At 62.2% G+C, this 26,698-nt stretch carries 29 protein-coding genes; 1 reads left to right on the plus strand and 28 read right to left on the minus strand.

All coding sequences use genetic code 11. The features are described 5' to 3' along the window. Positions 1 to 119: 119 nt before the first annotated feature. From V6M63_RS13370 to radA, 14 genes are all read right to left on the minus strand, one after another. Entirely contained in the window at positions 120 to 1,439 is a 1,320-nt protein-coding gene (locus V6M63_RS13370) for a lipopolysaccharide biosynthesis protein (protein WP_332742532.1), read from the minus strand. 13 nt (positions 1,440 to 1,452) lie between these two features. Further along, on the minus strand, positions 1,453 to 2,541 hold the full coding sequence (locus V6M63_RS13375; protein WP_332742534.1) for a DegT/DnrJ/EryC1/StrS family aminotransferase: 1,089 nt from the start codon (positions 2,539 to 2,541) through the stop codon (positions 1,453 to 1,455). Between the two features lie 21 nt (positions 2,542 to 2,562). Continuing rightward, a complete protein-coding gene (locus V6M63_RS13380; protein WP_332742536.1) occupies positions 2,563 to 3,141 on the minus strand; it encodes an acyltransferase in 579 nt (192 codons plus the stop codon). Continuing rightward, on the minus strand, positions 3,138 to 4,085 hold the full coding sequence (locus V6M63_RS13385) for a Gfo/Idh/MocA family protein (RefSeq protein WP_332742538.1): 948 nt from the start codon (positions 4,083 to 4,085) through the stop codon (positions 3,138 to 3,140). The genes V6M63_RS13380 and V6M63_RS13385 overlap by 4 nt, the downstream gene beginning before the upstream one ends. 8 nt (positions 4,086 to 4,093) lie before the next feature. Next, positions 4,094 to 5,392 carry a nucleotide sugar dehydrogenase gene (locus V6M63_RS13390; RefSeq protein ID WP_332742540.1) on the minus strand — a complete coding sequence of 433 codons (1,299 nt, stop codon included), beginning with the start codon at positions 5,390 to 5,392 and terminating at the stop codon, positions 4,094 to 4,096. A 17-nt stretch (positions 5,393 to 5,409) separates the two neighbouring features. Continuing rightward, positions 5,410 to 5,952, minus strand: a complete 543-nt coding sequence (gene rfbC / locus V6M63_RS13395) for a dTDP-4-dehydrorhamnose 3,5-epimerase (protein ID WP_332742542.1) — start codon at positions 5,950 to 5,952, stop codon at positions 5,410 to 5,412. Beyond that, positions 5,949 to 6,836, minus strand: a complete 888-nt coding sequence (gene rfbA, locus V6M63_RS13400) for a glucose-1-phosphate thymidylyltransferase RfbA (RefSeq protein ID WP_332742544.1) — start codon at positions 6,834 to 6,836, stop codon at positions 5,949 to 5,951. Before rfbA ends, rfbC begins: the two co-directional genes overlap by 4 nt. A 10-nt stretch (positions 6,837 to 6,846) precedes the next feature. Then, entirely contained in the window at positions 6,847 to 7,749 is a 903-nt protein-coding gene (gene rfbD, locus V6M63_RS13405; RefSeq protein WP_332742546.1) for a dTDP-4-dehydrorhamnose reductase, read from the minus strand. Next, positions 7,746 to 8,609, minus strand: coding sequence for a hypothetical protein (locus tag V6M63_RS13410; protein ID WP_332742548.1), 864 nt, complete (start codon positions 8,607 to 8,609; stop codon positions 7,746 to 7,748). Before V6M63_RS13410 ends, rfbD begins: the two co-directional genes overlap by 4 nt. Before the next feature lie 67 nt (positions 8,610 to 8,676). Further along, positions 8,677 to 9,747 (minus strand): dTDP-glucose 4,6-dehydratase, encoded by a 1,071-nt coding sequence (rfbB, locus tag V6M63_RS13415; protein ID WP_332742550.1) that lies wholly within the window; start codon positions 9,745 to 9,747, stop codon positions 8,677 to 8,679. Between the two features lie 102 nt (positions 9,748 to 9,849). Then, the gene (locus V6M63_RS13420) at positions 9,850 to 10,068 is read right to left on the minus strand and encodes a zinc-finger domain-containing protein (protein ID WP_332742552.1); all 219 of its coding nucleotides are present in this window, start codon (positions 10,066 to 10,068) and stop codon (positions 9,850 to 9,852) included. Positions 10,069 to 10,070: 2 nt separating this feature from the next. Further along, on the minus strand, positions 10,071 to 11,021 hold the full coding sequence (locus tag V6M63_RS13425; protein ID WP_332742554.1) for a branched-chain amino acid transaminase: 951 nt from the start codon (positions 11,019 to 11,021) through the stop codon (positions 10,071 to 10,073). Between the two features lie 65 nt (positions 11,022 to 11,086). Further along, complete coding sequence (locus V6M63_RS13430; RefSeq protein ID WP_332742556.1) at positions 11,087 to 11,521, minus strand: glycerate kinase; 435 nt, start codon at positions 11,519 to 11,521, stop codon at positions 11,087 to 11,089. Between the two features lie 62 nt (positions 11,522 to 11,583). Next, positions 11,584 to 12,960: a DNA repair protein RadA gene (gene radA, locus V6M63_RS13435; protein WP_332742557.1), complete on the minus strand. Its 1,377-nt coding sequence runs from the start codon at positions 12,958 to 12,960 to the stop codon at positions 11,584 to 11,586. Positions 12,961 to 12,988: 28 nt separating this feature from the next. Between radA and V6M63_RS13440 the strand changes: the two genes are divergently transcribed. Continuing rightward, positions 12,989 to 14,077: a hypothetical protein gene (locus V6M63_RS13440; protein ID WP_332742558.1), complete on the plus strand. Its 1,089-nt coding sequence runs from the start codon at positions 12,989 to 12,991 to the stop codon at positions 14,075 to 14,077. Between the two features lie 40 nt (positions 14,078 to 14,117). On the opposite strand, the gene rffA is transcribed toward V6M63_RS13440, so the two are convergent. From rffA to V6M63_RS13510, 14 genes are read right to left on the minus strand one after another with little or no spacing between them, the layout of a single operon-like run. Then, positions 14,118 to 15,266 carry a dTDP-4-amino-4,6-dideoxygalactose transaminase gene (gene rffA / locus V6M63_RS13445; protein WP_332742559.1) on the minus strand — a complete coding sequence of 383 codons (1,149 nt, stop codon included), beginning with the start codon at positions 15,264 to 15,266 and terminating at the stop codon, positions 14,118 to 14,120. Next, positions 15,263 to 16,096, minus strand: a complete 834-nt coding sequence (locus V6M63_RS13450; protein WP_332742560.1) for a class I SAM-dependent methyltransferase — start codon at positions 16,094 to 16,096, stop codon at positions 15,263 to 15,265. Before V6M63_RS13450 ends, rffA begins: the two co-directional genes overlap by 4 nt. A gap of 49 nt (positions 16,097 to 16,145) precedes the next feature. Continuing rightward, positions 16,146 to 16,553, minus strand: coding sequence for a GtrA family protein (locus tag V6M63_RS13455; protein WP_332742561.1), 408 nt, complete (start codon positions 16,551 to 16,553; stop codon positions 16,146 to 16,148). Positions 16,554 to 16,557: 4 nt separating this feature from the next. Continuing rightward, positions 16,558 to 18,117, minus strand: coding sequence for an AMP-binding protein (locus V6M63_RS13460; RefSeq protein ID WP_332742563.1), 1,560 nt, complete (start codon positions 18,115 to 18,117; stop codon positions 16,558 to 16,560). A gap of 14 nt (positions 18,118 to 18,131) precedes the next feature. Further along, the gene (locus V6M63_RS13465; protein WP_332742565.1) at positions 18,132 to 18,917 is read right to left on the minus strand and encodes a GNAT family N-acetyltransferase; all 786 of its coding nucleotides are present in this window, start codon (positions 18,915 to 18,917) and stop codon (positions 18,132 to 18,134) included. Position 18,918: 1 nt separating this feature from the next. Next, on the minus strand, positions 18,919 to 19,659 hold the full coding sequence (locus V6M63_RS13470) for an SDR family NAD(P)-dependent oxidoreductase (protein ID WP_332742567.1): 741 nt from the start codon (positions 19,657 to 19,659) through the stop codon (positions 18,919 to 18,921). Next, positions 19,649 to 19,888, minus strand: coding sequence for an acyl carrier protein (locus V6M63_RS13475; RefSeq protein ID WP_332742569.1), 240 nt, complete (start codon positions 19,886 to 19,888; stop codon positions 19,649 to 19,651). The genes V6M63_RS13470 and V6M63_RS13475 overlap by 11 nt, the downstream gene beginning before the upstream one ends. A gap of 2 nt (positions 19,889 to 19,890) precedes the next feature. Next, positions 19,891 to 20,562 carry an acetyltransferase gene (locus V6M63_RS13480; RefSeq protein WP_332742571.1) on the minus strand — a complete coding sequence of 224 codons (672 nt, stop codon included), beginning with the start codon at positions 20,560 to 20,562 and terminating at the stop codon, positions 19,891 to 19,893. Continuing rightward, positions 20,559 to 21,515, minus strand: a complete 957-nt coding sequence (locus V6M63_RS13485; protein ID WP_332742573.1) for a hypothetical protein — start codon at positions 21,513 to 21,515, stop codon at positions 20,559 to 20,561. Before V6M63_RS13485 ends, V6M63_RS13480 begins: the two co-directional genes overlap by 4 nt. Before the next feature lie 7 nt (positions 21,516 to 21,522). Further along, on the minus strand, positions 21,523 to 22,500 hold the full coding sequence (locus tag V6M63_RS13490; protein WP_332742575.1) for a class I SAM-dependent methyltransferase: 978 nt from the start codon (positions 22,498 to 22,500) through the stop codon (positions 21,523 to 21,525). Beyond that, entirely contained in the window at positions 22,497 to 23,201 is a 705-nt protein-coding gene (locus V6M63_RS13495; RefSeq protein WP_332742577.1) for a class I SAM-dependent methyltransferase, read from the minus strand. Before V6M63_RS13495 ends, V6M63_RS13490 begins: the two co-directional genes overlap by 4 nt. After that, on the minus strand, positions 23,176 to 24,111 hold the full coding sequence (locus tag V6M63_RS13500; RefSeq protein ID WP_332742579.1) for a glycosyltransferase family 2 protein: 936 nt from the start codon (positions 24,109 to 24,111) through the stop codon (positions 23,176 to 23,178). Before V6M63_RS13500 ends, V6M63_RS13495 begins: the two co-directional genes overlap by 26 nt. Then, positions 24,108 to 24,803: a WbqC family protein gene (locus V6M63_RS13505; protein ID WP_332742580.1), complete on the minus strand. Its 696-nt coding sequence runs from the start codon at positions 24,801 to 24,803 to the stop codon at positions 24,108 to 24,110. Before V6M63_RS13505 ends, V6M63_RS13500 begins: the two co-directional genes overlap by 4 nt. Next, positions 24,800 to 26,626, minus strand: coding sequence for a hypothetical protein (locus V6M63_RS13510; RefSeq protein WP_332742582.1), 1,827 nt, complete (start codon positions 26,624 to 26,626; stop codon positions 24,800 to 24,802). Before V6M63_RS13510 ends, V6M63_RS13505 begins: the two co-directional genes overlap by 4 nt. Between the last annotated feature and the right edge of the window lie 72 nt (positions 26,627 to 26,698).

Consider the following 26,698-nt stretch of genomic DNA (forward strand, 5'->3'; position numbering starts at 1 on the left):
ATACAATAAGCCCCATCCAAATAGAGGGATTCTAGATTCGGAAGACTTCCATATCTTTGCCTGTGAGTGGGTACCTCTGTTCTGTGTTTGCATCGGTTGGAACACGTGTGCTATTGAAATTAGTGTGTTTCTTCGTTTGGCGTCAACGTTGGACAATGTGACGTCTTGTCTTTAACAGATCGCAAAATAAGCCAGAGGTATACTGCATAGAAGGTAGTGCCAGAGACAGCATAGGCTTCAGTCAAAGGGGCATTGGGTAGTTTTGAGGCTAACCATACCGCTATTACTCTGAATGCCAATCCAGAAACTTGGAGCAGAAAGACAGTTTGCTGTTTTCCCGTGATGTACATAGCCATCGAAATAGGTGACGCCAGAAACTGCATCACAAACCATGGCGTCATCCAGGCCACCAGCACGCCAGCCCTCTCCCACTCCTCGCCAAACACGAAACCAAATAGGAACGGCGAGAGTGCACCCATCAGAAGCAATGGACCGACGCCCGCCTTGATGAGTCCGCCCAGGACTTGCTTAGTGAAGCTGGCCAATTGCCCGTCGCGATAGGCTTGCGGCGCTCGTGAAAGATACACCTGCCCGATGGCTGTGCCAAACAGGGACATGGGCGCCTGGATGACCGACATGGCCAGCAGCAAGTAGCCAGCCTCGGGCCCTGCGGCAAGAGCCGCAATCATGATCACAGGCACCTGGATGGCAGCGCTGTTGCACAGTGCATCCCAAGTGGAGTATTTGGGAAAGCGGTCGTGGTCTTTCCAGGCCTGCTTCAGCCGGGCCACGTTTATTCCTTGTCCGTTGCGTCGCGTTCGCTGTTGCCGCACCAGTTGGTAGCCCAGGCCGATACAGGCAGCGCCTGTGTTCAGCAGGTAGCCGACCAACAGGCCGATGGGAGCGCTTGCCAGCCCAGACATGCCAATCTGTGTGCCCGCGCTGGCGCCAGATTGCACCACCCTGCTTCGTGCAATCAGGTTGAACTGCTTTTCGCGCACGAACCAGTTTTGCAGGGCGCTGTAGGCGCCCGCCAGCAACACCCCGATGGGAATCATCCAGAGGTAGGATTCGATGTCCGGGCGCCCGATCGTGGACGCGAACCACCCGGGAGCGAACAGCACAACGGCGCCACACATCATGGACACACCCGCAGCGCAGGCCAATGCCAGCACCAGCAGATCGAAGGCTTGATGGTCGGATTCGGGTAGAGCGATTGCCACGTCGAGGCGCAGGCAGGCGGCCACGGAGATGACCGCCAACACGCTGGCGAGAACGGCGAGAACGCTGAAGTCGGCCGGGCTGTAGAGCCGGGTGAGAACAGGCAATGCCAGCGCCGTGATGGCGTGTGCAAAGGCAGTTCCGCCCACGAGCACCGCCACCGAACGCAGCACACCTCCTCGCGTGGTCAGGCGTTCCAGCCAGGGTGGACGTTTCACGGGACCACAGTCTTCAACCCGCCGTGGAGCAAAGCGCCTCGACGACGCTCTGCTGATCCTGTTCGGTGAGCGTGGGGCTCATGGGCAGGCTCAGGACAAGACTTGCCAGACGGTCGCCCACAGGCAGCCGAGCACTCGCGTCGGCCACTGCAGGTTGCTGGTTGAGCGGCAAAGGGTAGTGCACCGTCGTAGGGATGTTCCGTTGCTTCATCAACGCTTGTCGCGCCTCTCGGCCTTGAACCTGGACGGTGTACTGCGCCCAAGCGCTCTGGTTGTGCGCAATGACTGCCGGGGTGGTCACCTCTTCAAATGGCGCCAGCAGACGGGCATAACGTTCGGCCACGGTTTGCCGTTGCGCGATCTCGGCATCCAGCACGGCCAGCTTGGGCAACAGTACTGCCGCCTGCAACGTGTCCAGCCGGCTGTTCACGCCCACGCGAACGTGGTGATAGCGGCGGTCCTGGCCATGGCGAGCGATCTGTCGCATGACACGAGCCAGCTCGTCATCGTTGGTGAACAGGGCACCCCCATCGCCATAACACCCCAGCGGTTTGCTGGGGAAGAAGCTGGCGCAGGCGATGGTGGTGAGGTTGCAGCTCTTGCGTCCCTTGTAGGTGGCACCGAAGCTTTGCGCAGCGTCTTCAATCACCGGAATGCCGTGCCTGGCAGCTATGGCGTTGATGGCGTCGTAGTCCGCGCACTGGCCGTACAGACTCACGGGAATGATGGCCTTGGTGCGGGGCGTGATGGCTGCTTCAAGCAGGGCGGGGTCAAGGTTGCAGGTGCGCGCATCCACGTCCACGTACACCGGCGTGGCCCTCAACAAGGCCACCGTTTCTGCGGTCGCAATGTAGGTGAAGCCAGGCGTGATCACCTCGTCGCCCGGCCCGATGCCCAACGCCATTTGCGCAATCTGCAGCGCGTCTGTTCCGTTGGCCACGGTGATGCAGTGCTTCGACCCGGTGTAAGCAGCTAGTTTCTCCTCCAGCTCGGCCACTTCAGGTCCCAGGATGTATTGCCCATGGTCCAGCACGCGCTGGATACCTGCATCAATTTCTGTCTTGAGGCGCTGGTACTGGGTCTTGAGGTCGATGAATTCCATGGGCTGTTTCGAAAGGGACTATCAAGGGGTCAGCTGACAGACTCCGTCAATCAGCAAGTAGCGCTGGCCGGTGTGCGGGCAAGTGGCGCTGGCGTTGCCACTCAAGGGAAGGTCCAGTTGCTCGCCATGCTGGCTGCACCAGCCCAGCTGTCGAGCGGGAACGCCGACCACCAATGCGTATGCGGGCACATCCTTGTTGACCACGGCTCCTGCACCCACCAGGGCAAATTCGCCGATGGTGACGCCGCAGACGATGGTGCAGTTCGCGCCTAGGGTGGCCCCGCGCCTTACCAGTGTGTCGCGGTACTCGCTCTTGCGTTCGATCAAGGCCCGCGGGTTGTACACGTTGGTGAACACCATGCTGGGCCCGCAGAACACCCCTTCTTCGAGTGTCACGTTGTCGTAGACGCTCACATTGTTCTGAACCTTGCAACGGTCACCAATGGAGACCTTGTTGCCCACGAACACGTTCTGGCCCAGTGACACCCCAGCCCCAATGCGGGCGCCGGCGCACACATGCACGAAGTGCCAGACGCGCGAACCCTCGCCGATGACCGCGCCTTCGTCGACGATTGCACTTGGGTGGACGGTGAAGCTCATCTCTGGAGCGCTGCAACGTAGGGATGAGAATCAGGCCCGGCAGGCGCGACACCTGCGCTCCGAATCACGTTGACGGTTTCGATGCAGTGTCGTGCGTCGTCCAGGCCGTAGCCTCTTCCTGCCAGAATCTCGCGGTAGCTGGTGGTGTGCAGATCGGTGAAGCCCTCCGAGAACTCCAACTGCTCGCCACTGATGTCGATGTTGCGGTACGTGGTTTTTTTGCCTTTGACGTCATCGGGCAGGTCATTGGCGTCGATCGACAAAAACCAGCGCACGCGAGCGCGTTCGTACTCCAGGTAACCTGCCGCTTTGGCCTCTCCGCTGTGGTGCACCACGTTGCGTTGCAGCTTGCCGAAGATGAAGTGCAGCATATCGAAGAAGTGCACGCCGATATTGGTCGCCACGCCGAACGCCTTCCGCGGGTCGCCCTTCCAGCTTTCGGCGTACCACTTTCCGCGCGAGGTGATGTAGGTGAGCTCCACGTCGAACTTGGTGTCCGCTGGAGCGGCAGACACCTTGTCACGGAGCTTGAGGATCGCGTCATGGTGGCGCAATTGCAGGATGTTGAACACACGGCGCCCTGTTTCTCTTTCCACCAGCTCCAGTTCGTCTATCAGCTCTGGCGTGGGTACCAGTGGCTTTTCGCAGATCACGTCACAGCCCAGGCGCAGGCCGGCTGCGATGTGGGCATGGTGCAGGTAGTTCGGGGAGCAGACGGCCACGTAGTCCAGTGCGGTCTGCGGTTGGCGTTTGAGCTGGTGCGCGAATTCCAGGAAACGTTCGAACTCCGTGAAGAACTCGCTCTGGGGCGAGATGCTGTCGATGATGCCCACCGAGTCGTTGTTGTCGTAAGCCACGGCCAGATGGTGGCCCGTGTCCTTGATGGCGCGCATGTGGCGTGGAGCGATATAGCCAGCGGCACCGATGAGGGCAAAGTTTTTCATGGAATGGTTCAGAAGCGGAAAACGTCGAACCCTTGTTCTGCAAGGGCGTGGCGGTCATAGAGGCTTTTGAGATCGCCGATGACGGGCAGCTCGTGCCGCGTGCAGATCGAGCGCAAGGTTTCGGGTGCAAGTTCGCGAAATTCTTTGTGGCCCACTGCCACGATCAAGCTGTCGACTGGGTGCTCCCTGTCAAGCGGTCCAAGCTTGATGCCGTATTCCCGCTCAACATCCCCCGGATCTGCCCAAGGATCGGTGACAACCACGTTCACGTTCCAGCCCTGCAACTCCCGCACCAGGTCCACCACCTTGCTGTTGCGAATATCGGGGCAGTTCTCCTTGAAGGTGATGCCCATCACGCCGACCTTGCTGCGGGCCACGTCAATCCCATTGCGCAGCATGCGCCGGATGATGCTTCGTGCGGCGTAGCGCGCCATGTTGTCGTTGATGCGACGGCCGGCCAGGATCACCTGGGGGTGATAGCCCAGCTCTTCGGCTTTGTGCGTGAGGTAGTAAGGGTCCACGCCAATGCAGTGGCCACCGACCATGCCGGGGCGGAAGGGCAGGAAGTTCCACTTGCTGCCTGCGGCTTCCAGCACCTCCAGCGTGTCGATGCCGATGCGATCGAAGATGACCGAAAGCTCGTTGACGAACGCAATGTTGAGGTCTCGCTGGCTGTTCTCGATCACTTTTGCGGCTTCGGCCACCTTCAAGCTGCTGGCTTTCCACGTGCCGGCCTTGATGATTTGTTGGTACAGGGATTCCACCCCGTCAGCCACTTCGGGAGTGCTGCCGCTAACGATCTTGCGGATGGTGGTGAGTGTGTTGACCTTGTCGCCCGGGTTGATGCGCTCGGGGCTGTAGCCACAAAAGAAGTCCTGGTTGAATACCAAACCGCTGACCTGTTCAAGCACCGGCACGCACACTTCTTCGGTGGCGCCGGGGTAAACGGTGGATTCGTATATCACCACATCTCCAGCCTTGAGGGCGCGTCCCACTGTTTCGCTCGCCTTGATCAGTGGCGTCATGTCTGGTCGGTTTGCTTTGTCCACCGGCGTCGGCACGGTGACGATGAACACCTCAGCTCCTTGCAAGTTGTCGACATCACAACTGAAGCTGAGGTGTTTGGCCAGTGCCAGTTCTTGCGGAGTGCATTCCAGGGTGTGGTCGCGGCCCTGCCTGAGTTCGTCCACACGGTGTGCATCGATGTCGAAGCCCAGCACCGTGCGGTGCTTTCCGAACTCGACCGCAAGCGGAAGGCCCACGTAGCCCAGCCCGACGATGGCGATGGTTTTCTGATTCAGATTCATGTGCAAAGGGAAAAAATTCAGAGCCTGGTTTTGCCAAACGGCATCCCCAGTTGATCCTTGGCCGACAACAGTGGCATGACGCCTTCGGGCCAGTGCACGTTGATGGTGGGATCGTTCCAGGCGATGCAGCGCTCATGTTGCGGTGCGTAGTAGTCCGTGGTTTTGTACAGAAAGTCGGCTGACGTGCTCAGCACCAAAAAACCGTGGGCAAAGCCTGGCGGTATCCAGAGTTGCTTGTGATTCTCTTCAGAGAGTTCCATTCCCACCCAATGGCCCAAATGTGGTGATCCTTGGCGGATATCAACCGCCACATCAAATACGCTTCCGCGGATCACCCGAACGAGCTTTCCCTGCGCATGTGGCGGCACTTGGTAATGCAACCCCCGCAGCACGCCCTTGGCACTGCGGCTGTGGTTGTCCTGCACGAAATTCACATCCAGACCGGTGGCCTCGTTGAAGGCCTTCTGGTTGAAGCTTTCGAAAAAAAACCCGCGCTCGTCCCCGAACACCTTGGGTTCGATGATCAGCACGTCGGGGATGGCGGTGGGAGTGACTTTCATCGGAGTACCGGGTCCTTGAGAAGATGTACAAGGTACTGGCCATACCCGTTCTTGAGCATGGGTTGGGCCAGTGCTTCCAGTTGGGCGCTGTCGATCCAGCCGTGCCGCCAAGAAATCTCTTCAGGGCACGCGATCTTCAGGCCTTGCCGGTGTTCCAGCGTGGCGATGAACTGGCTGGCTTCGAGCAGGCTGTCGTGGGTGCCGGTGTCGAGCCACGCATACCCGCGCTGCATGATCTGAACATTGAGTTGGCCGAGGTCAAGATAAGCCTGGTTCACGGCGGTGATCTCGAGTTCGCCGCGCGCGCTGGGCTTCACCGCCTTGGCAATGTCCACCACCTGCTGGTCGTAGAAATACAGGCCGGTCACGGCGTAGTTGCTTTGGGGCTTGACCGGCTTTTCTTCGATGCTGCGGGCCTTGCCTTGTGCGTCGAAGGCCACCACGCCGTAGCGCTCGGGGTCGTTCACGTGGTACGCAAACACGGTGGCGCCGCGGGCCTGTGTGTCGGCGTCTGCCAGCAGCGTGGTGAAGTCGTGGCCGTAATAGATGTTGTCACCGAGCACCAGGGCGCTGGGACTGTTGCCCACAAAGTCGGCGCCGATGATGAAGGCCTGCGCCAAGCCGTCGGGGCTGGGTTGCACGGCGTACTGCAGGTTCATGCCCCAAGCGCTGCCGTCGCCCAGCAGTTGCTGGAAGCGTGGCGTGTCCTGTGGCGTGCTGATGATGAGCACGTCGCGGATGCCGGCGAGCATCAGCGTCGTCAGCGGGTAATAAATCATCGGCTTGTCGTACACCGGCAGCAGCTGTTTGCTGATGGCCAGCGTGGCCGGGTGCAGGCGGGTGCCGGAGCCACCGGCCAGGATGATGCCTTTGCGTTGTGTCATGCGTCTTGTCTCAAAGAATTTCGGCAAGCATACGCCGCACGCCGCGCTGCCAGTCGGGCAGCGTGAGGCCAAAGTTGTTTCGCAGCCGGGCCGTGTCCAGGCGCGAATTCAACGGTCGACGGGCGGCTGTGGGGAAGGCGCTGGTGGGCACCGGTGCAACTTCCCGGGCCTTGATCGCGAGGTCTGGTTTGAGGACAAGCGCTGTGTCAAGCACGAAGCGGGCGTAGCTGTTCCAGGTGGTTTCGCCTGCTGCCGCAAGGTGGTAAGTGCCGCAATGCGCGGGGTTGCCCAGGGTCTGGCGAATGGCGTGGGCCGTCACGTCGGCGATCAATTCGGCGCCGGTGGGCGCGCCGAACTGGTCGTTGATCACGGTGAGGCGGTCGCGTTCCTGCGCCAGCCGCAGCATGGTCTTGGCGAAGTTGCCGCCGCGCGCGGCGTAGACCCAGCTGGTGCGAAAGATCAGGTGGCGCACCCCGGCCGCAGCGATCAGCTGCTCGCCTTCCACCTTGGTCTGCCCGTACACGCTCAAAGGACCGGTGACTGCATCCTCGCTCCATGGCGCGGTGCCGCTGCCGTCAAACACGTAGTCGGTGGAGTAATGCACCATCAAGGCATCCACTTCGCTGGCGGCCTGTGCCAGCGCGCCCGGCGCCAGCGCGTTGGTGGCGCGCGCTTGCTCAGACTCGCTCTCGGCCTTGTCCACGGCAGTGTAGGCCGCGGCGTTCACGATCACGTCGGGGCGCAGCCGCAGCACCGTTTCGCGCAAACCCTCCAGATTGTTGAGATCACCACAACCACCGTCACTTCCTGTGCTGCGCCGGTCCAACGCGACCAGTTCACCCAGCGGCGCCAAACTTCGCTGGAGCTCCCAACCGAGCTGCCCATTTCGCCCCAAGAGCAGGACGAGACTCATCGACCAAGTCCGTACGTGCGCTTCAGGGCATCCAGACGGTGCCGATGCGGCTCCAGCGTGTTGGCAGTTATCCAGAAATGCTTCGCGAGAACAAACACCAGTAAGAGGAATCCGATCCCGACCGCGCTGAGAATGGCGGTCAGGCCCTTCTTGGGCGCCGAAGGTTTTTTGGGCAAGGTCGGGGACTGCAGCAAATCCTCAGCGGTCAAACCCGCGATCTTTTTTTCTACCATAAGCAACGTTTCTTGCATTCGGATCCCGCCTGCAGAAAGACTGGATATGGATTCAGCCAGAAGACCCATGTTCCCAGCGGGGGAGGACTCATCCAGGAGTCTCTGCGCAGTCTTGCTTGTAATCTGCAGTTCGCTGATCTGTTGCTCCAAAGCGGCCTTTTGAGTTTCCAATCGCTTCAACTCGGCACCTTTCGGTCTGAGACCGGCGAAGGTATTTTTGAGTATTTCGTTGGCCATGCCTTGGGCCGCTCCCGGTGAGTCTGCGATTACATTCAGGGTGACAAGTTTGTCGTTGCGACCTACATGGGTTGTGATGCGCTTGGTCAAGTCAATGCGGGCTTCCTCCGCTTCTTCCTCAGACAGATCCTTCAAAAAGCCAAGATTGGCCAGCGACGCGTCGAGAACCGCGGCGGTGGTCATGTAGGAGGCGACTTCTGCTTCCGATCGCAATACTGCGGAACTCTGAAATTTCTGCGGTAGAAGGAATGTCAGACCGTACACCAGCGCTCCTGCAATCAAAGGTCCCAGCAACAGGAGCTTGATGTTCTCAGCCAAGGTCAGTAGCACATCCAAAAGATCGATGGAGTCTTCGAATTCGTCTGCGTGTGCGGGGCTGTGTTGGTCCATGGATGTGAAGTTTTTCTGTATTGGGCGGATGTCTAGTGGCCCACACGATGCGGTAGCGCAACGTGGTTCAGGCGGTGATCGTGGCCTCGTATTGCGCCTGCACCCATTGTCGATAAGAACCGCTCTGCACGTTCGCCACCCACTCGGGGTGGTCCAGGTACCACTGCACGGTCTTGCGGATGCCGCTCTCAAACGTTTCGGCGGGCTTCCAGCCGAGTTCGCGTTCGATCTTGCGCGCGTCGATGGCGTAACGGCGATCGTGGCCGGGGCGGTCTTTCACGTAGCTGATCTGGCTCGCGTAGGGATGGCCGTCGGTGCGCGGGCGCAGCTCGTCAAGCAGGGCACAGACGGTGCGCACGATGTCCAGGTTGGGCTTTTCGTTCCAGCCACCGACGTTGTAGGTCTCGCCCACCAGACCACCTTCCAGCACGCGGCGAATCGCGCTGCAGTGGTCTTTCACGTAGAGCCAGTCGCGCACCTGCATGCCGTCGCCGTACACCGGCAGGGGTTTGCCGGCGAGTGCGTTGACGATCATCAGCGGGATGAGCTTCTCGGGGAAATGGAAGGGGCCGTAGTTGTTGCTGCAGTTGGTGGTGAGCACCGGCAGACCGTGGGTGTGGTGCCAGGCGCGCACCAGGTGGTCGCTGGCCGCCTTGCTGGCCGAGTAGGGGCTGTTGGGCTCGAAGCCGTGAGTTTCGGTGAAAGCGGGCGCGTCGGGCGCCAGGCTGCCGTAGACCTCGTCGGTGCTCACGTGCAGGAAGCGGAACGCGGATTTCTCCTCCGCCGGCAGGGCCGACCAGTGCGCGCGCACCGCTTCGAGCAGGCGGAAGGTACCGACGATGTTGGTCTGGATGAAGTCTTCGGCGCCGTGAATGGAGCGGTCGACGTGGCTCTCGGCCGCGAAGTTGATCACCGCGCGCGGCCGGTGCTCGGCCAGCAGCCGGGCCACCAGGGCACTGTCCCCTATGTCGCCCTGCACGAACACATGGCGCGCGTCGCCCTGCAGGCTGGCCAGGTTCTCCAGGTTGCCCGCGTAGGTGAGCTTGTCGAGGTTGACGACAGGCTCGGCCGACTGGGCCAGCCAGTCGAGCACGAAATTGCCGCCGATGAAGCCGGCGCCGCCAGTGACCAGAATCATGAAACTTCCCTAAAGGTGGCGATCTTGGGGCAACCCGAGGGCCGCCATGAACCACGCATTATCTGCACCAAAGCGCCGTTTCCGGCAGATACCCGTCCCGGATCAGTGTCCGTGTGAAACCGTCTCGCCGGCCTTCAGGCGGTACACCGTGCCGCAATAAGGACATTTGGCCTCGCCGGTGTGGCCCACGTCCAGGTACACCTTGGGGTGGCTGTTCCAGAGCTTCATGTCGGCCAGCTTGTTCGGGCAGAACACGCCGCCCTGGGCGTTCAGGTCGGTGGCCTTGAGCTCGATGGCCGGGGTGATCTTGGGCGTGTTCATGGTCAGACCTTCGTGAGCCAGTGGGCGTACTTGGGATTGCGACCGTTCACGATGTCGAAGAACGCGCTCTGGATCTTCTCGGTGATCGGGCCACGGCTGCCCACGTAGTCGCCCTTGCCCAGCTCGATGCGGTCGAGTTCGCGGATGGGGGTCACTTCGGCGGCGGTGCCGGTGAAGAAAGCCTCGTCGGCGATGTAGACCTCGTCGCGCGTGATGCGCTTCTGCACGATCTCCAGTCCCAGGTCCTTGGCAATGTGGAACACGGTGTTGCGCGTGATGCCGTTGAGCGCACCGGCCGAGAGGTCGGGCGTGTAGATCACGCCGTTCTTGACCACGAAGATGTTCTCGCCGGCGCCTTCGCTCACGAAGCCCGAAGCATCGAGCAGCAGGGCCTCGTCGTAGCCCTCGTCGGTGACTTCCATGTTGGCCAGGATGCTGTTGGTGTAGTTGCTCACTGCCTTGGCCTGCGTCATGGTGATGTTGACGTGGTGGCGGGTGTAGCTGCTGGTCTTCACGCGGATGCCACGCTTCAGGCCTTCTTCACCCAGGTAGGCACCCCAGGCCCAGGCCGCCACCATCAGGTGGATGGTGTTGCCCTTCGGTGAAACGCCCAGTTTCTTGTCGCCGATCCAGGTCAGCGGGCGGATGTAGCAGCTCTCCAGCTTGTTCTCGCGCACCACCGCTTTCTGGGCGTCCATGGCTTCTTCCATGGTGAAGGGCAGCTTCATGCGCAGGATCTTGGCGCTGTTGAACAGGCGCTCGGTGTGTTCCTCAAGGCGGAAGATCGCCGTGCCCCCCACCGCGTTGTAGGCCCGCACTCCCTCGAAAGCACCGCAGCCGTAGTGCAGCGTGTGGGTCAGCACGTGGATCTTGGCGTCGCGCCAGTCCACCATCTGGCCGTCCATCCAGATCTTGCCGTCGCGGTCGGACATCGAGGGAACGATGGGGCTCATGGGGGTCCTTTGGATTGTTCGTGAGGGGCGCCCAGCCGACAGGAAAGGCCGCCCAACCGGCGATTTTACGGTGCCGGGCTGGTCGAGTCCGGTGCCGGGGGTGACGCCTCGGGGTCGGGCCGCATCAGTTGCCAGCGCACCAGCTTGCCGTGGTTGAACTCGGCTTCCACCGTCGACAGGCCGTTGTCGGTCCAGCGGTACACCTCGGGCTCGGCGCCTTCATCCGAGAGGCGCTCCCCCAGCGCGCGCGTCATGGCAATCACGTGCATCAGCGTGACGCCGGGTTTGAGCTTGGCGTTGAGCATCACCGCGCTGTCCACGTGGCCGATCGGGCGGTGGGCGGCGCGTTTGAGCACCGTCATCAACCGGGTGACGTGCAGCAGCAGCCACATCAGCAAGCCGCCGCCGACGGCGGCCACGCCGGGCCAGCCGGAGGCGCGGTGCGCCACCACCAACAGGGCCGCACAGCCCAGGGGAACGAGATATTTCTTGAGTTGCATGGGGCGATTGTCCTTCGGCGCGGCGGGCGCGCCGCTGCGGTTTGTACGCAGGCCGCGCGGGTTCAGGCCAGGCTGCGCGCAAGCTCCATGGCCTCTTCGATGCGGTCCACGCCGTGCACGGTGAGGCCTTCGAAGGACTTGTCGTTCTTCTTGGGCAGGTTGGCCTTGGGCACCACCGCCACGCTGAAGCCCAGCTTGGCGGCCTCCTTCAGCCGTTCCTGGCCGCGTGGCGCCGGTCGCACCTCACCGGCCAGGCCCACTTCACCAAAGGCGATGAAACCCTTGGGCAGCGGCCGGCCGCGCAGGCTGGAGGTGATGGCCAGCATCACGGCCAGATCGGCCGCCGGCTCGCTGATGCGCACGCCGCCCACGGCGTTGACGAACACGTCCTGGTCCATGCAGGCCACGCCGGCGTGGCGGTGCAGCACCGCCAGCAGCATGGCGAGGCGGTCGCGGTCCAGGCCAACGCTCAGGCGCCGGGGAGAAGGCCCGCCGCTGTCCACCAGCGCCTGGATCTCCACCAGCATGGGCCGGGTGCCTTCCAGCGTCACCATCACGCAACTGCCCGGCACGGGCTCGCTGTGTTGCGACAGGAAGATCGCGCTCGGGTTGCTCACGCCCTTCAGGCCCTTTTCGGTCATGGCGAACACACCGATCTCGTTGACCGCGCCAAAGCGGTTCTTGATCGCGCGGATCAGGCGGAAGCTGCTGTGCGTGTCGCCCTCGAAATAGAGCACCGTGTCGACCATGTGCTCCAGCACGCGCGGCCCGGCCAGCGCGCCTTCCTTGGTCACGTGGCCGACCAGCACGATCGCCGTGCCGCTCGCCTTGGCCGCACGCGTGAGGTGGGCCGCGCACTCGCGCACCTGCGCCACCGAGCCCGGGGCCGAGGTGAGCTGCTCGGAGTACACGGTCTGGATCGAATCGATCACCGCAATGCCCGGCCGCACATGGTCCAGCGTGGCCAGGATCTTCTCCAACTGGATTTCGGCCAGCACGCTGACCTGCGAGCCATCGAGCCCGAGCCGGCGCGACCGCAATGCGACCTGCGCGCCGCTCTCTTCACCGGTGACGTAGAGCGTCTTCACGCCCGCGCGCTGCAGCGAGTCCAGCGCCTGCAGCAACAGGGTCGACTTGCCGATGCCCGGGTCGCCGCCGATCAGCACCACGCCGCCTTCCACGATGCCGCCGCCCAGCACGCGGTCAAGTTCGTCGTGGCCGGTGGGCGTGCGCTGCACGTCGGTGGCGTCGATGTCGGCCAGCGTGGTGACCTCGGCGGTCTTGGCCAGCGAGGCAAAGCGGTTCTTCGACGGCGCGGTGGATTCGGCCACCGATTCCACCAGCGTGTTCCAGGCGTTGCAGTGCGGGCACTTGCCCAGCCACTTGGGGCTGGAGCCGCCGCACTCGTTGCAGGTGAATTGGGTTTTGTCTTTGGCCATGGTGCTGGGCAATATAGTCGACACCCTCATGCCCTCACGCCGCCCTGCCGCCTCCCTGCTCGTCCTGCCGCCCAGCGCGCAGCCCCTGTCCGCGGCGGCCCGCGCCTACAACCTGCAACTCACCCGCATCGACAAGCTCAAGAGCCAGCTCGCCGAGCTCGACGCCCTGGGCCAGCTGCACCGCCAGGAGCTGCATGGCGCCATCGACCCGCTGCGCCGCCGGTTGGCGCAGAGCCAGCGCGAGCTCGCGTTGGCGCTGGACGGTTTCCTGCAGGGCAAGGAGCTCAGCCGGGGCCAGGCCGACGTGGCGCGAGCGCTGCTCTGCCAGATCGCGCGCCAGCTGGTGGAGGCCAGCGGGCCGGGCAGCGAGGGCATGCGTGAACTGCACGACCGCCACAGCCCGCGCACGCTCGCCCAGATCCGGCAGGACGCCGCCGACGCCCTGCGCGCGCGGCTGGAGTCGGTGTTGGGCGAACCGCTGGACGATGAAGGCCAGGACCTCAGCGCCGAGCAGTTGCTTCGCGCCGGCATGGCGCGCCTGCGCCGCGCGCAGGAAGAGCAGCAGGACAAGAAGCGCGAGGCCGCCCAGGCCAAGCGCGAGCGCAAGAAACCCGGCGCCGTGCTGCGGCAGACCGAACAGCATGACGCCGACACGCTGCTGCGCCGCCTGTTCCGCCAGCTGGCCAGCGCCCTGCACCCCGACCGCGAATCCGATCCGCAGGCCCGCCTGCGCAAGACGGCGCTGATGAGCGAGGCCAATGCCGCCTATGAAAAGCGCGACCTCGTCACGCTGCTGCACATCCAGAGCCGCGCTGAACTGGCCGATCCGGCGGCGGTGCACAAGCTCTCAGACGAGCGTCTGGCTTCGCTCACCCTGCTGCTCAAGGCCCAGGTGGCCGAGCTGGAGCGCGAGCGAGCCGGCCGCCAGAACGCGCTGGCCGACGAGTTCGATCTGCCTGACGGCCTCTCACCCAACGCCAACACGCTGCTGCAGAACCGGATCGATCAGACGCGTGCCCTGGAGGCCGAACTTGCCAGCATCGAACACGACCTGGAACAGGTGACGAATGGCGTGCGGCTCAAGCGCTGGCTCAACGCACAGAGGGACTCGGCATGAGCACGAAGGACCCAAGTGCAATGCTCATGAATCAAAAAGATCAAGAGACCGCGCGAGTCAGCACATCCACGATTCGATCTTGTTGCTCCGGCGTTAGTCCTACCCAGAGCGGCAGGCGGATGAGTCGAGCCGACTGGGCATCGGTGAACTCCATCGAGCCGTGCACCCGTCCGTATCGCAGCCCGGCGGGCGACGAGTGGAGGGGCACGTAGTGGAAGACCGATGAAATGTCGTTCTCCTTGAGCGACGACAACACCGCCTGCCGATCGATTTCCGGAGAGAGCAGGACGTAGTACATGTGGGCATTGTGCTGACAGGCGTCCGGCACCACAGGCCGGCGCAGCCGGCCCTGGGCTTCCAGAGGTGCCAGGACTGCGTGGTACCGGTTCCAACTCGCCATCCGGTCGTCGGTGATGGACTGGGCCTCTTCCAGTTGTGCCCACAGGAACGCTGCGATCAATTCACCTGGTAGAAACGACGACCCCACCTCCTGCCATGTGTACTTGTCCACCTCGCCACGAAAAAATCGTGTGCGATCCGTGCCCTTCTCGCGGATGACCTCTGCACGCAGCGCTTGCGCCGGGTCGTTCACCAGCAGCGCACCCCCCTCGCCCGAAATCACGTTCTTGGTCTCGTGGAAACTGAAAGCTCCATAGTCGCCAATGCTGCCGAGCGCGCGTCCCTTGTAGCTGGACATCACCCCCTGGGCAGCATCCTCGACCACTTTGAGTCCGTGGCGGCTGGCGATGTCCATGATGGTGTCCATGTCGCAGGCGACGCCGGCATAGTGAACGGGAGCAATGGCGCGGGTGCGCGGCGTGATTGCTGCCTCGATCAGGCGTTCGTCCAGGTTGAGCGTGTCCTCGCGGATGTCCACGAACACCGGTACCCCGCCCCGCAGCACGAAGGCGTTGGCGGTGGAGACGAAGGTGTACGAGGGCATGATGACTTCGTCGCCGGGCTGAATGTCGAGCAGCAACGCGGCCATTTCCAGTGCGGCGGTGCAGGAGTGCGTGAGCAATGCCTTGTGGCAACCCGTGCGCTGTTCGATCCAGGCGTGGCAGCGTTTGGTGAAAGGGCCGTCACCGGCCAAGCGACCATGGAAGTGCGACTCGGCGATGTAATAGAGCTCTTTGCCCGTCATGTGGGGCCAGTTGAACGGGATGGTGTCGGGTTTGGGTTTTCTCATGGCGAATCGTTGCGTTGAAGGACCACCAGCCGCGAGCCCCCGATGGGCAGCGACATTCCGCATCTGATGGCGAAGCGTTCGATGCGCATGATGCTCTCCAGCACGCGGTCGAGTACGGGGTTGAGGGCGAGCGCTTCGCTGCCGCCAGCTTCGCCGGAACGGCGCGCAGCGATGCGCGAAGCCAGCATCAGGGGAAGCAGGAGGGTGACGAAGGAGGTGCTGCGCACGATGCGAAAACCGGCAGCCTCCACCTTGGCGTGCAGTTCGCCGGCACTGTAGCGACGTTGATGGCAGGCGGCTTCGTCCACCGGGCTCCAGAGCCACTGGTGCTGCGGCACGGTGATCACACAGCCACCCCCGGGCTTGATGGCGCGGTGGAAATTCTGCAGCACCAGTTCGTCTTCGAGAATGTGTTCGATGACGTCGAAGGCCGCGACCACGTCGAACTCGGCGAGATAGGGAAGTTTGCGCGCGTCCATCTGGATCAGTTCGACGCCGGGCAGCCGGCTGGCTGCGAAGCCAAGGCCTGCGGTGTAGATTTCGCTGCCTGCGGTGCGGGCATGGGGAAATGCCCGGGTGATGCCGGAGAGCACGAATCCCGTGCCGCAGCCCACTTCCAGCAAGGATTGAAAGTCCGGAAAGTACTTGCGCAGTGCCCACAGCACGATGTCGTTGCGGGCGCGAAACCAGAAGTTGCCGGCCTCCACCCGCGCCAGCCCTTCAAAGCTCTCTGCCCGAAACCCGTCGTTGTGCCTGGCGAGTTCCGGTGCCCAGGCCAGAAAGCCGTCCACCCGCGCGGGCACGAAGCCGCATTGCGTGCATCCATTCACAGCATGGATGTTTCGGGCGCCGCAGGAAGGGCAGACAATCATGGCGAATTCAGTTGGGCCTGGGCCGATGGGGGAAAACGAAGTAGCGGAACAGGAGGAAGAGAATACCGGCCACCACGACAATGGCGGCCGCCTGCACCAGCTGGTGGGGATAGCCCATCCTATCGGCGAAGAGGAAAAGCAAGCCGATGTTGGCCCCGTAGCCGATCAGATGGGCCAGTGTGTAGCGAGCGAGTCCGTGTGAGGTGCGACCCCTGAAGGCGAAGGAGTATTTTGCATGGCCGAAGTAGGCGGTCACCGCCCCGATGGGATACATAAGCGTGACAGCCACCTTGGGGTCGAGCCAAAGCCAGGTCACCACCAGATAGATCAGGTAGCCGAGCAGGTTGTTGAGCACACCGACCACGCCGTAGCGGAACACCTGTCCGAGCGTCGACCTGAAGGTGCCCTTGCTCATCGTTTCATTGGTCGAGCAGGGAGCGCAGGTGCTGCCGGTCGACCTTGCCATTGGCGTTCTTCGGCAGCCTGGGCAGCACGATGAGCCGCGCGGGCACCATGTAGTCGGGGACCAGGGACCCAAGCGCTTTCAGCAGAGCCTTGTCGTCCAGCTCGGATGTGGAGGCCACGTAGGCCACCAGCTTGCCGTAAGCGGCCTGGGTGCGCTGGTAGACCACGGCAGCCTGGTCCACCTGGGGCAGTCTCACGAGGGCGTTCTCGATCTCTTCGAGTTCAATCCGATACCCCATGTGCTTGATCTGGTTGTCCTTGCGGCCCACGAAGTGCAGCCGGCCGTTCACCACTTTCACGAGATCGCCGGTGCGGTACATGCGTTTCATGAACCGGTTGGCATCCGTGAGCGTGTGGAAGGCCGCAGCGGTGCGTTCCAGGTCGTTGAAATAGCCCGCCGCCACGTTCGGGCCGATCAGGCACAGCTCGCCTTCCAGTGCGTCGCGGTCGTCGTCATCGAGGATGCGGTGGTCGAAGTTGGGGTTGAGGTGACCCAGCGTGGGCAGGCCCTCCAGGTCCAGAAAATCCTCTGCGCTCAGCGTGTGACCACTGCAAATGCAGGTGCATTCGGTGGGGCCGTACACGTTGACGAGCGTGGCCTGGCCCGCAAAGCGGTCATGGAGCTTCTTCAGCTCGATCTTGGGATAGCCCTCGCCGCCGAAGACGATGGCCCGAAGGTGGGTCAGAGTCCCCGGCGCGATGGCTTTCATGGCCATGAGGTACATGAGCGCAGAGGGCACCGAGAACCAGATGGTGCAGGCGCGTGCGCTGACGTAAGGCACGAGCTCATAGGGCTTGGTGAGCAGATCTCGGGGGATGGGGCTCAGGGCGGCGCCGCAAAAAAGGCCCACGTAGAAGTCGAAGACCGAATTGTCGAAATACATGGGGCTCAGGTTGGCGAAGTTGTCCCGCTCGGTGATGCCGAAGCGCTCGTGGCCCCACGCGATGAGGTGCAGCACGTTCTGGTGTGTCACGGCCACGCCTTTGGGCACACCAGTGGACCCCGAAGTGAACATGATGTAGGCGATGGTTGCGCCGTCCACCAAGCGCGAGCACTGGCACTGAAGCTCACGGTCTGCCTCGTCGGTCGTCGGCAGCATGGACGGTTCAAGCAAGAGCAGTTCACAGCCCTGCGCAGTGGCCAGCTCGGCCATCGCTTCGTGGCACGCGACGTCGTCGTAGAAAAGCAGCGCGGGCGCACTGACCTGCAGAATGCGGGCAGTGCGCGCGATGGGCGAGCCGACGTCGATGTTCACATACGCCACACCGAGCCGCAGCGCGGCCAGCATGAGGGCGTACGACAGGGGATGTTTGTCGTGCCCGATGGCAATGACGTCGCCTCGCTGAAGGCCCTTGGACAGAAGCAGCGCGGCCAGTGAGTCGATCCAACTGCCCAACTCGCTGAAGGAGTGTTCGGCTTCGGCGTAATGCAACGCTGGTCGTGCAGCGTGGGTGGTCAGCACCTCGTCGAACAGATGGGCCAGGTTGTGGTGGTGCAGGGGCTTCGCGGACATGCTGATGTGCAGGTCTATCGGTTGATGGTGAAGAACGGGTAGGGCTCCCCGAGTGGGAGGAAGCCGACTGATTGGCACAGGCCCATGGATGCGGTGTTGTTGGTGAAGCAATCCCACAACGGCATCACATTCTGCGCGAGGCAGCGCTGGTTGAACATGCGCACTGCAGCTTTGGCCAGACCCAGGTGCCGGTAGGCGGGCAACGTGAGAACGTCGATCTCTGCCCTGTCGCCGGCGACCGCCGCGGCGTAGCAGAGAGCGGCAGCCTGCCCCTCCACCAGGGCCAGGACGGCGTTGGAGTGGTTGGCAAAATCTTCGCGCGTGCGCCAGAAGCGGCCCACGACGCCAAATGCCTGCTCGATCAGGTCCACATGGCTGGCATCGGCCGCTACCAGGCTTGCGTCCCTCGCAGGTGTGCCCACGGCGGCACCGGTAGATGCCGTCCCGCTGGGATCGAGCTGGAAATGCTGGCGCCAGGAGCGCAGTTCATGGCATTCGCTGCGCTGCAGAAATGCGGGGATGCACGGCGTGTAGAGCCGCACTTTCGCGGACAGGAACTGTTTGTCGACCAGCAGGTAGCGCTGCAGGGCTTGTTCGAACGCCGGCACTGTTCTGCCGAATACTTGCGCAAAGCCGAAGGCGTGTTCGACATAGACCTGCGCAGGCTGCTCCACACAGTCGGCGTAAATCGCGCCGTCCTGTGCGTTGTTCAGCACCGCTGCGATCAGCGGGAAGTACGCGCCATGGCCAAGGTAGAGTTCGCAGGCGGCAGCGTACTGCGCAGGAGACAAACGCACCATGTCAGATCGTCAGGCCGCCATTGACGTCGAGCACTGTGCCGTTGATGAAGTCATTCTCGATCAGGGCGATCACCGCCTGCGCGACTTCGGAGGCCCGCCCGAGCCGGCGCAGCGGCGTGCTGGTCTGGATGTGCTTGAGCACGGTCTCGTTGAGGGCTTGGCGGGTGGAATCGGTGCCGATGAAGCCCGGAGCCACGGCGTTGGAACGGATGCCCCAGCGGCCAAGTTCCTTGGCCCAGGTGACGGTCATGGCGTTGACCCCCGCCTTGGCTGCGGAATAGGCCGTCTGGCCTTCGTTGCCACATGCGCTGATGGAACTGATGTTGACGATGGCGCCCTTGGTCCGGCGCTTGACCATGTGCTCCACCACGGCGGCGGTGACGATGAACACGGAGTCGAGGTTCACGGTGAGCGAAGCGCGGAACCGGCCATAGTCATGCATGATCCCGGCCGAATTCATGACGTTGACGAAAGGTTCGCTGAAGATCACCCCCGCGTTGTTGACCAGGATGTCCACGCGGCCGTGGCGCTCCACGATGCCCGCCACCACGGTCCTGACCTGCTCGGGGTCGGTCACGTCCATGGACACACCTTCCAGCCCCTCTGCCAGGGCGGCCAGTGCCTGGGGATTCCGGTCGGCCACCACCACGGTGGCGCCATCGTCCGCCAGCCGGCGCGCAATCGCCAGACCAAGGCCTTGCGCCCCACCGGTCACCAGCGCGACGGCGCCCTCAACTTCCAAGGTCTACTCCCTTGTCCTTGAGGACGGCCATGATTTCAGCCACCGAGGTCATGCGCAGGATGTCGGGGATGTCCAGCTCAATGCCGTACTCCCGCTCGAGGGACAACACCAGATCCATTTGCTTGAGTGAGTCCCAGGTACCCACTTCGGACTTCTGAAGTTCAGGCTGGATTTCTGGGACACGCAGTCCGAAGACTTCAGCGAGCACCTCTGCGAGTTTGTTGTTCATGTTCAGATTCCGAAATGCTTTACGTAGTCTTCCGACGAGTAACGGAAGGGCTCGGCCGAGCGAGCGAGGTGGACCGAGTGGGATTTGGTGTCGCGCGAAATCAGGGCTCCCGCGCCAACCACGTTGAATTCTCCCACCGTGATGGCATTGACCACTGTGCAGCCCACACCCAGGAAGGTGTTGCGCAGCACCTTGGCTTGCCCGGAGACCACGGTGCCCGCGGCCACCCAGCAGTGGTCGTCCACGCTGCAGTGATGAGCCAGGGTCACGTTGCTCCACACCATGGTGTTGGCGCCCACTCGCGCATAGGGCTCTATGACTGCTCCCGGCAGCACCACGCTGCCTTCACCCACGGGCTGATCGGTGTAGACGCGGGCGTCGGGGTGGATGTAGGTTTCCACGCCGTAGCCCATGGACCTGAGACGTTCGAACATGGCCTCGCGTGCGCGGTTGAGGTCGTTGTAGCCCATGGCCATGATCACGCGGTGCGTGTCGGGCGAAAACGCATCGGCCACGGCCGACAGGCCCACCGTGCGGAATTCGCCCAGCCCACCCTGCGCCACGAACTCGTCGTCAACGGTGAGGCCGGCGACCTCGTAGCGCGCATCCTGTCGCAGGTAGGCGCAAAGGATTTCGGCGGTGATGGCGTTGCCCGCCAGCAGGATCTTCTTCATGGGGTTTCCTCCATCACGGCAAGACCGAAGCCAGTCTTTCCATAGCCGTTGCCGTTGTACAGCATGTACATCTGGCCCCGGTGTTCGAACACGCAGGGGTAGCAGATCATTTCGCTGTCCCATCCCGTGGGCGCCACGTCGATGCCCGAGAGTTCGTCGTGGCGTTCCCAGTGCCTGCCGTCGACGGACGAGGCGAAGCCGATGCGGTAGGTGTCGGTGGTTCGCGTGGCGCGGTGCGCGTACCACATGAAATACGTTCCTTCCCGGTGGATCACGCTGGGACGTCCGAAGGCGTATTCGTATTCGTCCTTGAACGGCAGGCACATGCCAGGGTGGCAGACCCAGTCCACGCCGTTGTTCGAATGCGCGTAGTGAATGCCGTAGTGGTGCTTCCAGCCCTGCGCGGTCTTTTCCCAGCGAAGGCCGGAGTTGTACCAGGTCTGCCAGAGGTCGCCCGAGACGTGGAAGGCGGTGGCCGCCGCGAACAGCGGGTTGTTCTTGTCGCGGCCGAGCACGGGGCCGGCAAATTCTCGTGTGAGCGTGAGCTCGCCTTCGTCCAGCTTCGCCCGCCCGGTGTCACAGATCCACAGGCCTTCGGGCAGGTTCTGCCAGCCGACGTAGTAGAGGTAAATGGCGCCCCTATGCTTGACGAAGCACACACTGATGGCGCCATCGCAGTCGAAATGGCAAGGTTCACCCGGCCACAGGGCGGCCTTGGGCTTGCCCTGCAGTTCCACCTGACCGTCGGAGACGATGGCGTTCGAAAGAAAAATGTGGGAACGCTGTCGCTCGTCACGGCGCGTGAAGGCCACCACATAGCGGTCGCCCACAATATGGATCGCGCAGGGATGCGAGCCGTGGGAAAAATCATCACCCCCCGGTTCGAAGATTCGGCCCCTCTTGCGCCACGGAAACGGCAGACTCTTGGCAACAAAGGTATTGAGCAGTGTCATCGCGAACTCAATCCCGGTTCAGCGACGCACGAAGTGCCGACTCGAGGAAGGCCACACGGCTCATGCCACGCCGCTCGGCTTCCTCGTAGATGCGATCGCGCAAGGTGGGATCCACGCCTTCCATGCGTCCGAAGTAGCGGCTGCGGATGGTGCCGCCTCGCTTGCCCAGATGAGGCACGTCGATGTTGACGGGCAGCGGTTCGGTGCTGGCCTGAAACTCGATCACATAGAAGCAGTTGCTGAGTTCCCAGGTCACTTTCACCGCGCGAGCGGTTTCCGGCAGTGCCGACAAGGGGGCACGACAGGCATAGAGGGCGTTGTTGTTGACCAGCATGCGGCCCAGTTCGGTGTCCACCAGCCAGGGGGCGAGGCCCTCGTCGCCAATGACGATGTTGCCGCCAAGTCGGACCACGCGGTTCATCTCGGCGATGCCCTTGGCGATGTCCGGAAAAAGGTTGATGCCGCCGAAGTGGTACGCCGCGTCGAAGTAACCATCCGCGAATGGGAGGTTGGTGGCATCGCTGACCGAGAAATGCAGTCCCACGCCCGAACCTGCCAACTCAGTGCGGTAGCGCGATACACCGGCCAGCAACATCTCCTTCGCGATGTCCTGCGCGTGGATGTCGCCCTTGCCGGACAGCGCACGCACCAGGTACGGAAGGTCGTTGCCCGCGCCGGCACCAGTGACCAGCACGCGCTGGCCTTTCTCCAGGCCAATGCGCGCGATCAGGCGCTCCCGCAGGCCCTCCTCGTCGGTCTGGAAGGTGTTGAACACCCAGCGCAGCGCGTTGTCATGGACTTCGGCCGCGTTTTCTCTGGAATACTCGTTTGCGCCTTCGGGTTCGCTGGCGAACACGGGCACGTCAGTGCCTGCCGCAAAGGCGAAGAAGTGGCCATTGGGACATGCCAGGCCTTCGGGCCGTTGCGTCAGGGGTGCACGGGCGCAGGCGGGCTCGGTGCAACGGTAGGAAGAATGAATGGTCATGAACCCTCTCGTTTCTGACACACAACCCAGAACAGGCGTTCGGAGACCCCGTAGTAATCGTTGTCCGCGAAGCCGAATGAAAACTGCTCGAACCAGGGCGAGAGGAAGGCCTCGATCTGGTCTTTGGTGGAGAACGCCTGCAGGCGGTAACCGTCGCGATTGCCGTAGGGATCGGCCTGAATGCGCAGCGACCCGTCTTCCAGTGCAATGGCATCCTTGAAGATGTACGACTCGCAGCTGGCCACGGAGGCCACCAGCCAGGCCCCCGGTTTCATGACGCGGGCGTATTCCTTCATGTTGTCGGCAAAGGATTCGCCCTCATCGCAGTAGTAGCAGCAGTGGCAGGCCAGGACATGGTCGAAGTGGCCATCGTCGAATGGAATGTGACTGTTGCGGCCCACGCGAAGGTCTGCCTGATGGCCCAGCTTCGCGAGGCGCGCACCGGTCTGGCGAACGATACCCTCGGTGATTTCGATACCGCTCACGGCGTAGCCCTGGTCGCAGAGAAAAACGGTATTGCGTCCATCACCGAACGCGATGTCCAGCACCCGGTCGCCCGCCTTGGGCTTGCGAAAACTCAGCCCCGGATAGTTGGCCAGAAAGGTGCGCACGACGAACTCGGTGGGGTAGACCTTGAGTCCGGCCCGCTTCGCATAGAACTGCTCGTAACTGTTGTCAATGTTGGGGGGTGGATTGGCCATGGATTGCTCTGACGATTGTGGAAGGCCTTTGTTTGGTTTCCGAGAAAACTTTGGAGAGGTAGATGCCGATCAGCCCCACAAAGGAAATGATCATGCCCCCGAGCAACCAGATGGAAACCATCACCGAAGTCCATCCGTCCATGGGAGTCGCCAGCACCAGCTTGTGGAAAACGAGATAGCCCGCGTAGAGCAGCGCCCCGGCAAAAATGATCAACCCGACGTAGAAGATCATCCGCAGCGGCACTTCGCTGAACGAGGTGATGGAGTTGGTTGCATGCTCGATCTTCTTGGCCAGGCTGTATGTGGTGGTGCTTCCCATGTGCTTCTTCACGGGGTGGGCGCACTGCTTGAAACCCGTGATGACCCAAAGACAGGAGATCACCATCTCTCGTTCGCGGAACTGCAGCAGTGCATCCACGTACCGTCGCGACATCAGCCTGGCGGTGACGATGTTGCGCGGGTGGTCGATGTTGGCCAGGTAGTTGAACACGGTGTAGTAGAGCTCGCCGCTCCAGCGTTCAAACCAGTTCCCTTTGCGGGTTTCTTGGACGCCGTAGATCACGTCCGCGGCTTCGACCTCCATCAGTTGCGCAAACTCTGCCAGCCACTCGGGTTCTTCTTCGAGGTCGCTGTCGATCAGGAATATGTGCTCCCCGCGCGCCTGGGCTAGACCGGCCAGCATCGCCTTGTGGTGCCCGAAGTTGCGCGAGAGGTCCACCACGGTGACATGAGGGTCGGTTCGTGTCAGCTCGATCGCAAGCTCCAGGCTGTCGTCAGGCGAACCGTCGTTGACCAGCACCATTTCGTAGTCTTCGCCCACGAGCCGTCTGGCCGCCTCGCTGGCGCGCGCATGAAACTCCGCCAGATGCGGCGCCGATTTGTACAAGGTCGCAACAAAGGAAAGTTTCATGCCTGGACGTACCTCATGTAGCGCTGGGCATCCTTGCCGCAGTTGAAGAGCAAATCGAGAATGGTCACGTTGTGGGCGAATGGTCCCCAGAGCTGTGGGTATTCGGCGTAACCGCCGTACTCGAACCACATCACGCGGATGCCCAGATCGTGAAACACTTTTTCGTCAATGTAGTCTTTCGCTGAGGGGCCTGAGACGTATTCATGGCCTTTTGCCTGCGCGCACAGGCTGGCCAGGCGCTCGGTCTTCCCCTCAACGAGTTCGTACTCCCACGAATTGCGCAGGATGGTTCTGATGCCCAGGTAGCCGCAGATGGCTTCGATCAACCGCCGATTGAGCTGGGAAAGGTGGTTCTCCTGCTGACCGAGGTACAGCGGCTCCAGCCAGTCCGCGATGGCCTCGAAGTGGGGGGCGCGCCGGTAGTTCTGGGTCAGCGATTTCCAGTGCTCGTGCGCCCATTCGGTTCCGTCGATCTCGGTTTCCCGGATCTTCTGGTGGTATTTGCCCTTGACTTTCACGGGCACGGTGAGCCACTGCAAGCCCTGTGGCGTCTTGATTTGATTGCGGTTGCGCCAGTCCCGCCTCGTGTACTGCATGTCGTCGTACAGGATGAACTCATCCACCGACGCAATCAGATCGAAGTAGCCTTTCCAGGGGATGTAGTTGGACTGAAGAATCGCAACCTTCTTCATGGCACCATCCCAGGGCGAGCGGCGCGGCAGGCCGCGGCGGCGCGGCCCATGTCGCGGGCAGGCTTCCAGAGCTGCTGCACTCTGGGTTGGGCATAGCCGCCAGCACCTGCTGCGGTGGCCCAGGATCCTACTTGAACGTAGTCCGTTGCCCACACCGCCCCAAACGTTGCCAGTACAGCGCCTGGCAGACTGCGCGGTCCATCGGGCTCGGCCAGAATCCAGGCTGCGGCGAGTTTCTCGCACGGCACGGACTTTAAAACGAAGCTGGCCAGGTTGGCGCTGCCGGGATAGCCGCCGATCATCCAGGCCTGTCCAACGCTCTCAGCGCCCAGCGCATACAGGATGCCTGGGGACTGGCCGCTCAGGTCGATCATGGGATCTCCCGAAACCAGGCCCGCTGCCCGAGCCGCATGGTTTGCCTCTTGCAGGTAGCTGGCATACGACTTCGAAAGGACCAGGTTCGAACCCGGTTGACCCACCTCAATCACTTGGTCATTCAGACTCAGGGGCTGAGGCTGCCTGTAGGGCATCTGCATGCCCATACCCAGCATCAGGACACTGAATGCCGTCGCGGCCATCGCCAGCAGGGCGACAAAACAGGATGGATCGTGCTCTTCTCCGAGCGAGTTGACCAAGACCAGCCCAGGGAGGAGCCAGAAGAAGCCTGCAAAGGCTCCTGACCACCAATAGTTGCCATTGGTGCCGAATGCGAAGCAGTAAGGCAGCGACAGCAGCAGCAGTACCAGTGCCAGGCGGTCCCTGGAGAGACGAAAGGCATGTGGTCGGGCGAGTGCAGCAAAGGTCACGTAGAGCACTGAAGCCATCGAGAGGGAAAGAAAGAGCAGCCCGGCGTTGGACCCCAGCGGCGAGGCATGCCAAGCCGCCTCCGAAATGGCGACGGCGACATAGAAAACGGGCAGCAGGGACGCGACGATGCCTATCCACCGCAGCGGCGTCTTCGCCGACCGCAGCGCCAGCGCAACGGCCCATGGCATGACCGTTGCCACCACGAACAGCAGCCACTCAAAGTCGTTGAACGCAAATTCGTCCACGCGTATGAGCTCTTTGATCGAGTGGCCTCCATCCAGCAGGCTACTGACTGCCAGACCGTTTGAAATGCGTTCCTTGAACTTCAGTATCGAGCCATCTATGGCCCAGGCACTCACCACAAGCAAGGCGCACGCCACAGCGATCGGCACCAGCAGGTGCTTGAATCGGAGCTTTCCATGTGCAGCCCAGTAAATGACAGCCACGAGGCTCAAGGCCATCGCCGTGCTGGGTTTCGCCATGAAGCTGAGCCATCCGCCGATGCCCAGAACGATGAGTCCAGCGAATCGCAAGCGGGACGTGGAGGAGGAACTCCAGACGATACCCACGGCGGAAATCAGCAAGGCGTGAAGATTGAGGCTGTTGTAGCTGGGCGTCACCAACCAAAGGCTGAATACCACCAGCGACGCGGTGGCCAGTCCGAGTGATGACACCAGGTTTGAAAACCGCGGAATGTCGCCGCTGCGGGTGACCTCGAACACCGCGAGGCACAGCAGGAATGCCAGTCCAAACGTGATGCCGACATTGAATTGCCTCATGTGGGCAATGTTGCCGTTCAGCAGAAGGTAGAGGGGATGGTGAATGAACCCGAACTGAGTGACTGAAGCGTCGTACTGGTGCGGGTTGGCAGCCCAGATGAGATAGAGGCCTTCGTCCGTGAAATCTATTCCATATCGGCTGTAATTCAGCATCCATGCCAGTGTTGCAACACTGAGGATGGCGACAAGAAGAAGCAACAGGCTGTCGATTTTTTTCGATTCGTAGGTGCTGTTCATCGCAAACGCTGTTCTTCCACTAGCAAACCTGGCAATTCTCCAGGAGCGTGATCTTAGTCGACCGACCCGATG

It is taken from the genome of Hydrogenophaga sp. (assembly GCF_036675665.1).
Lineage (GTDB): Bacteria > Pseudomonadota > Gammaproteobacteria > Burkholderiales > Burkholderiaceae_C > Hydrogenophaga.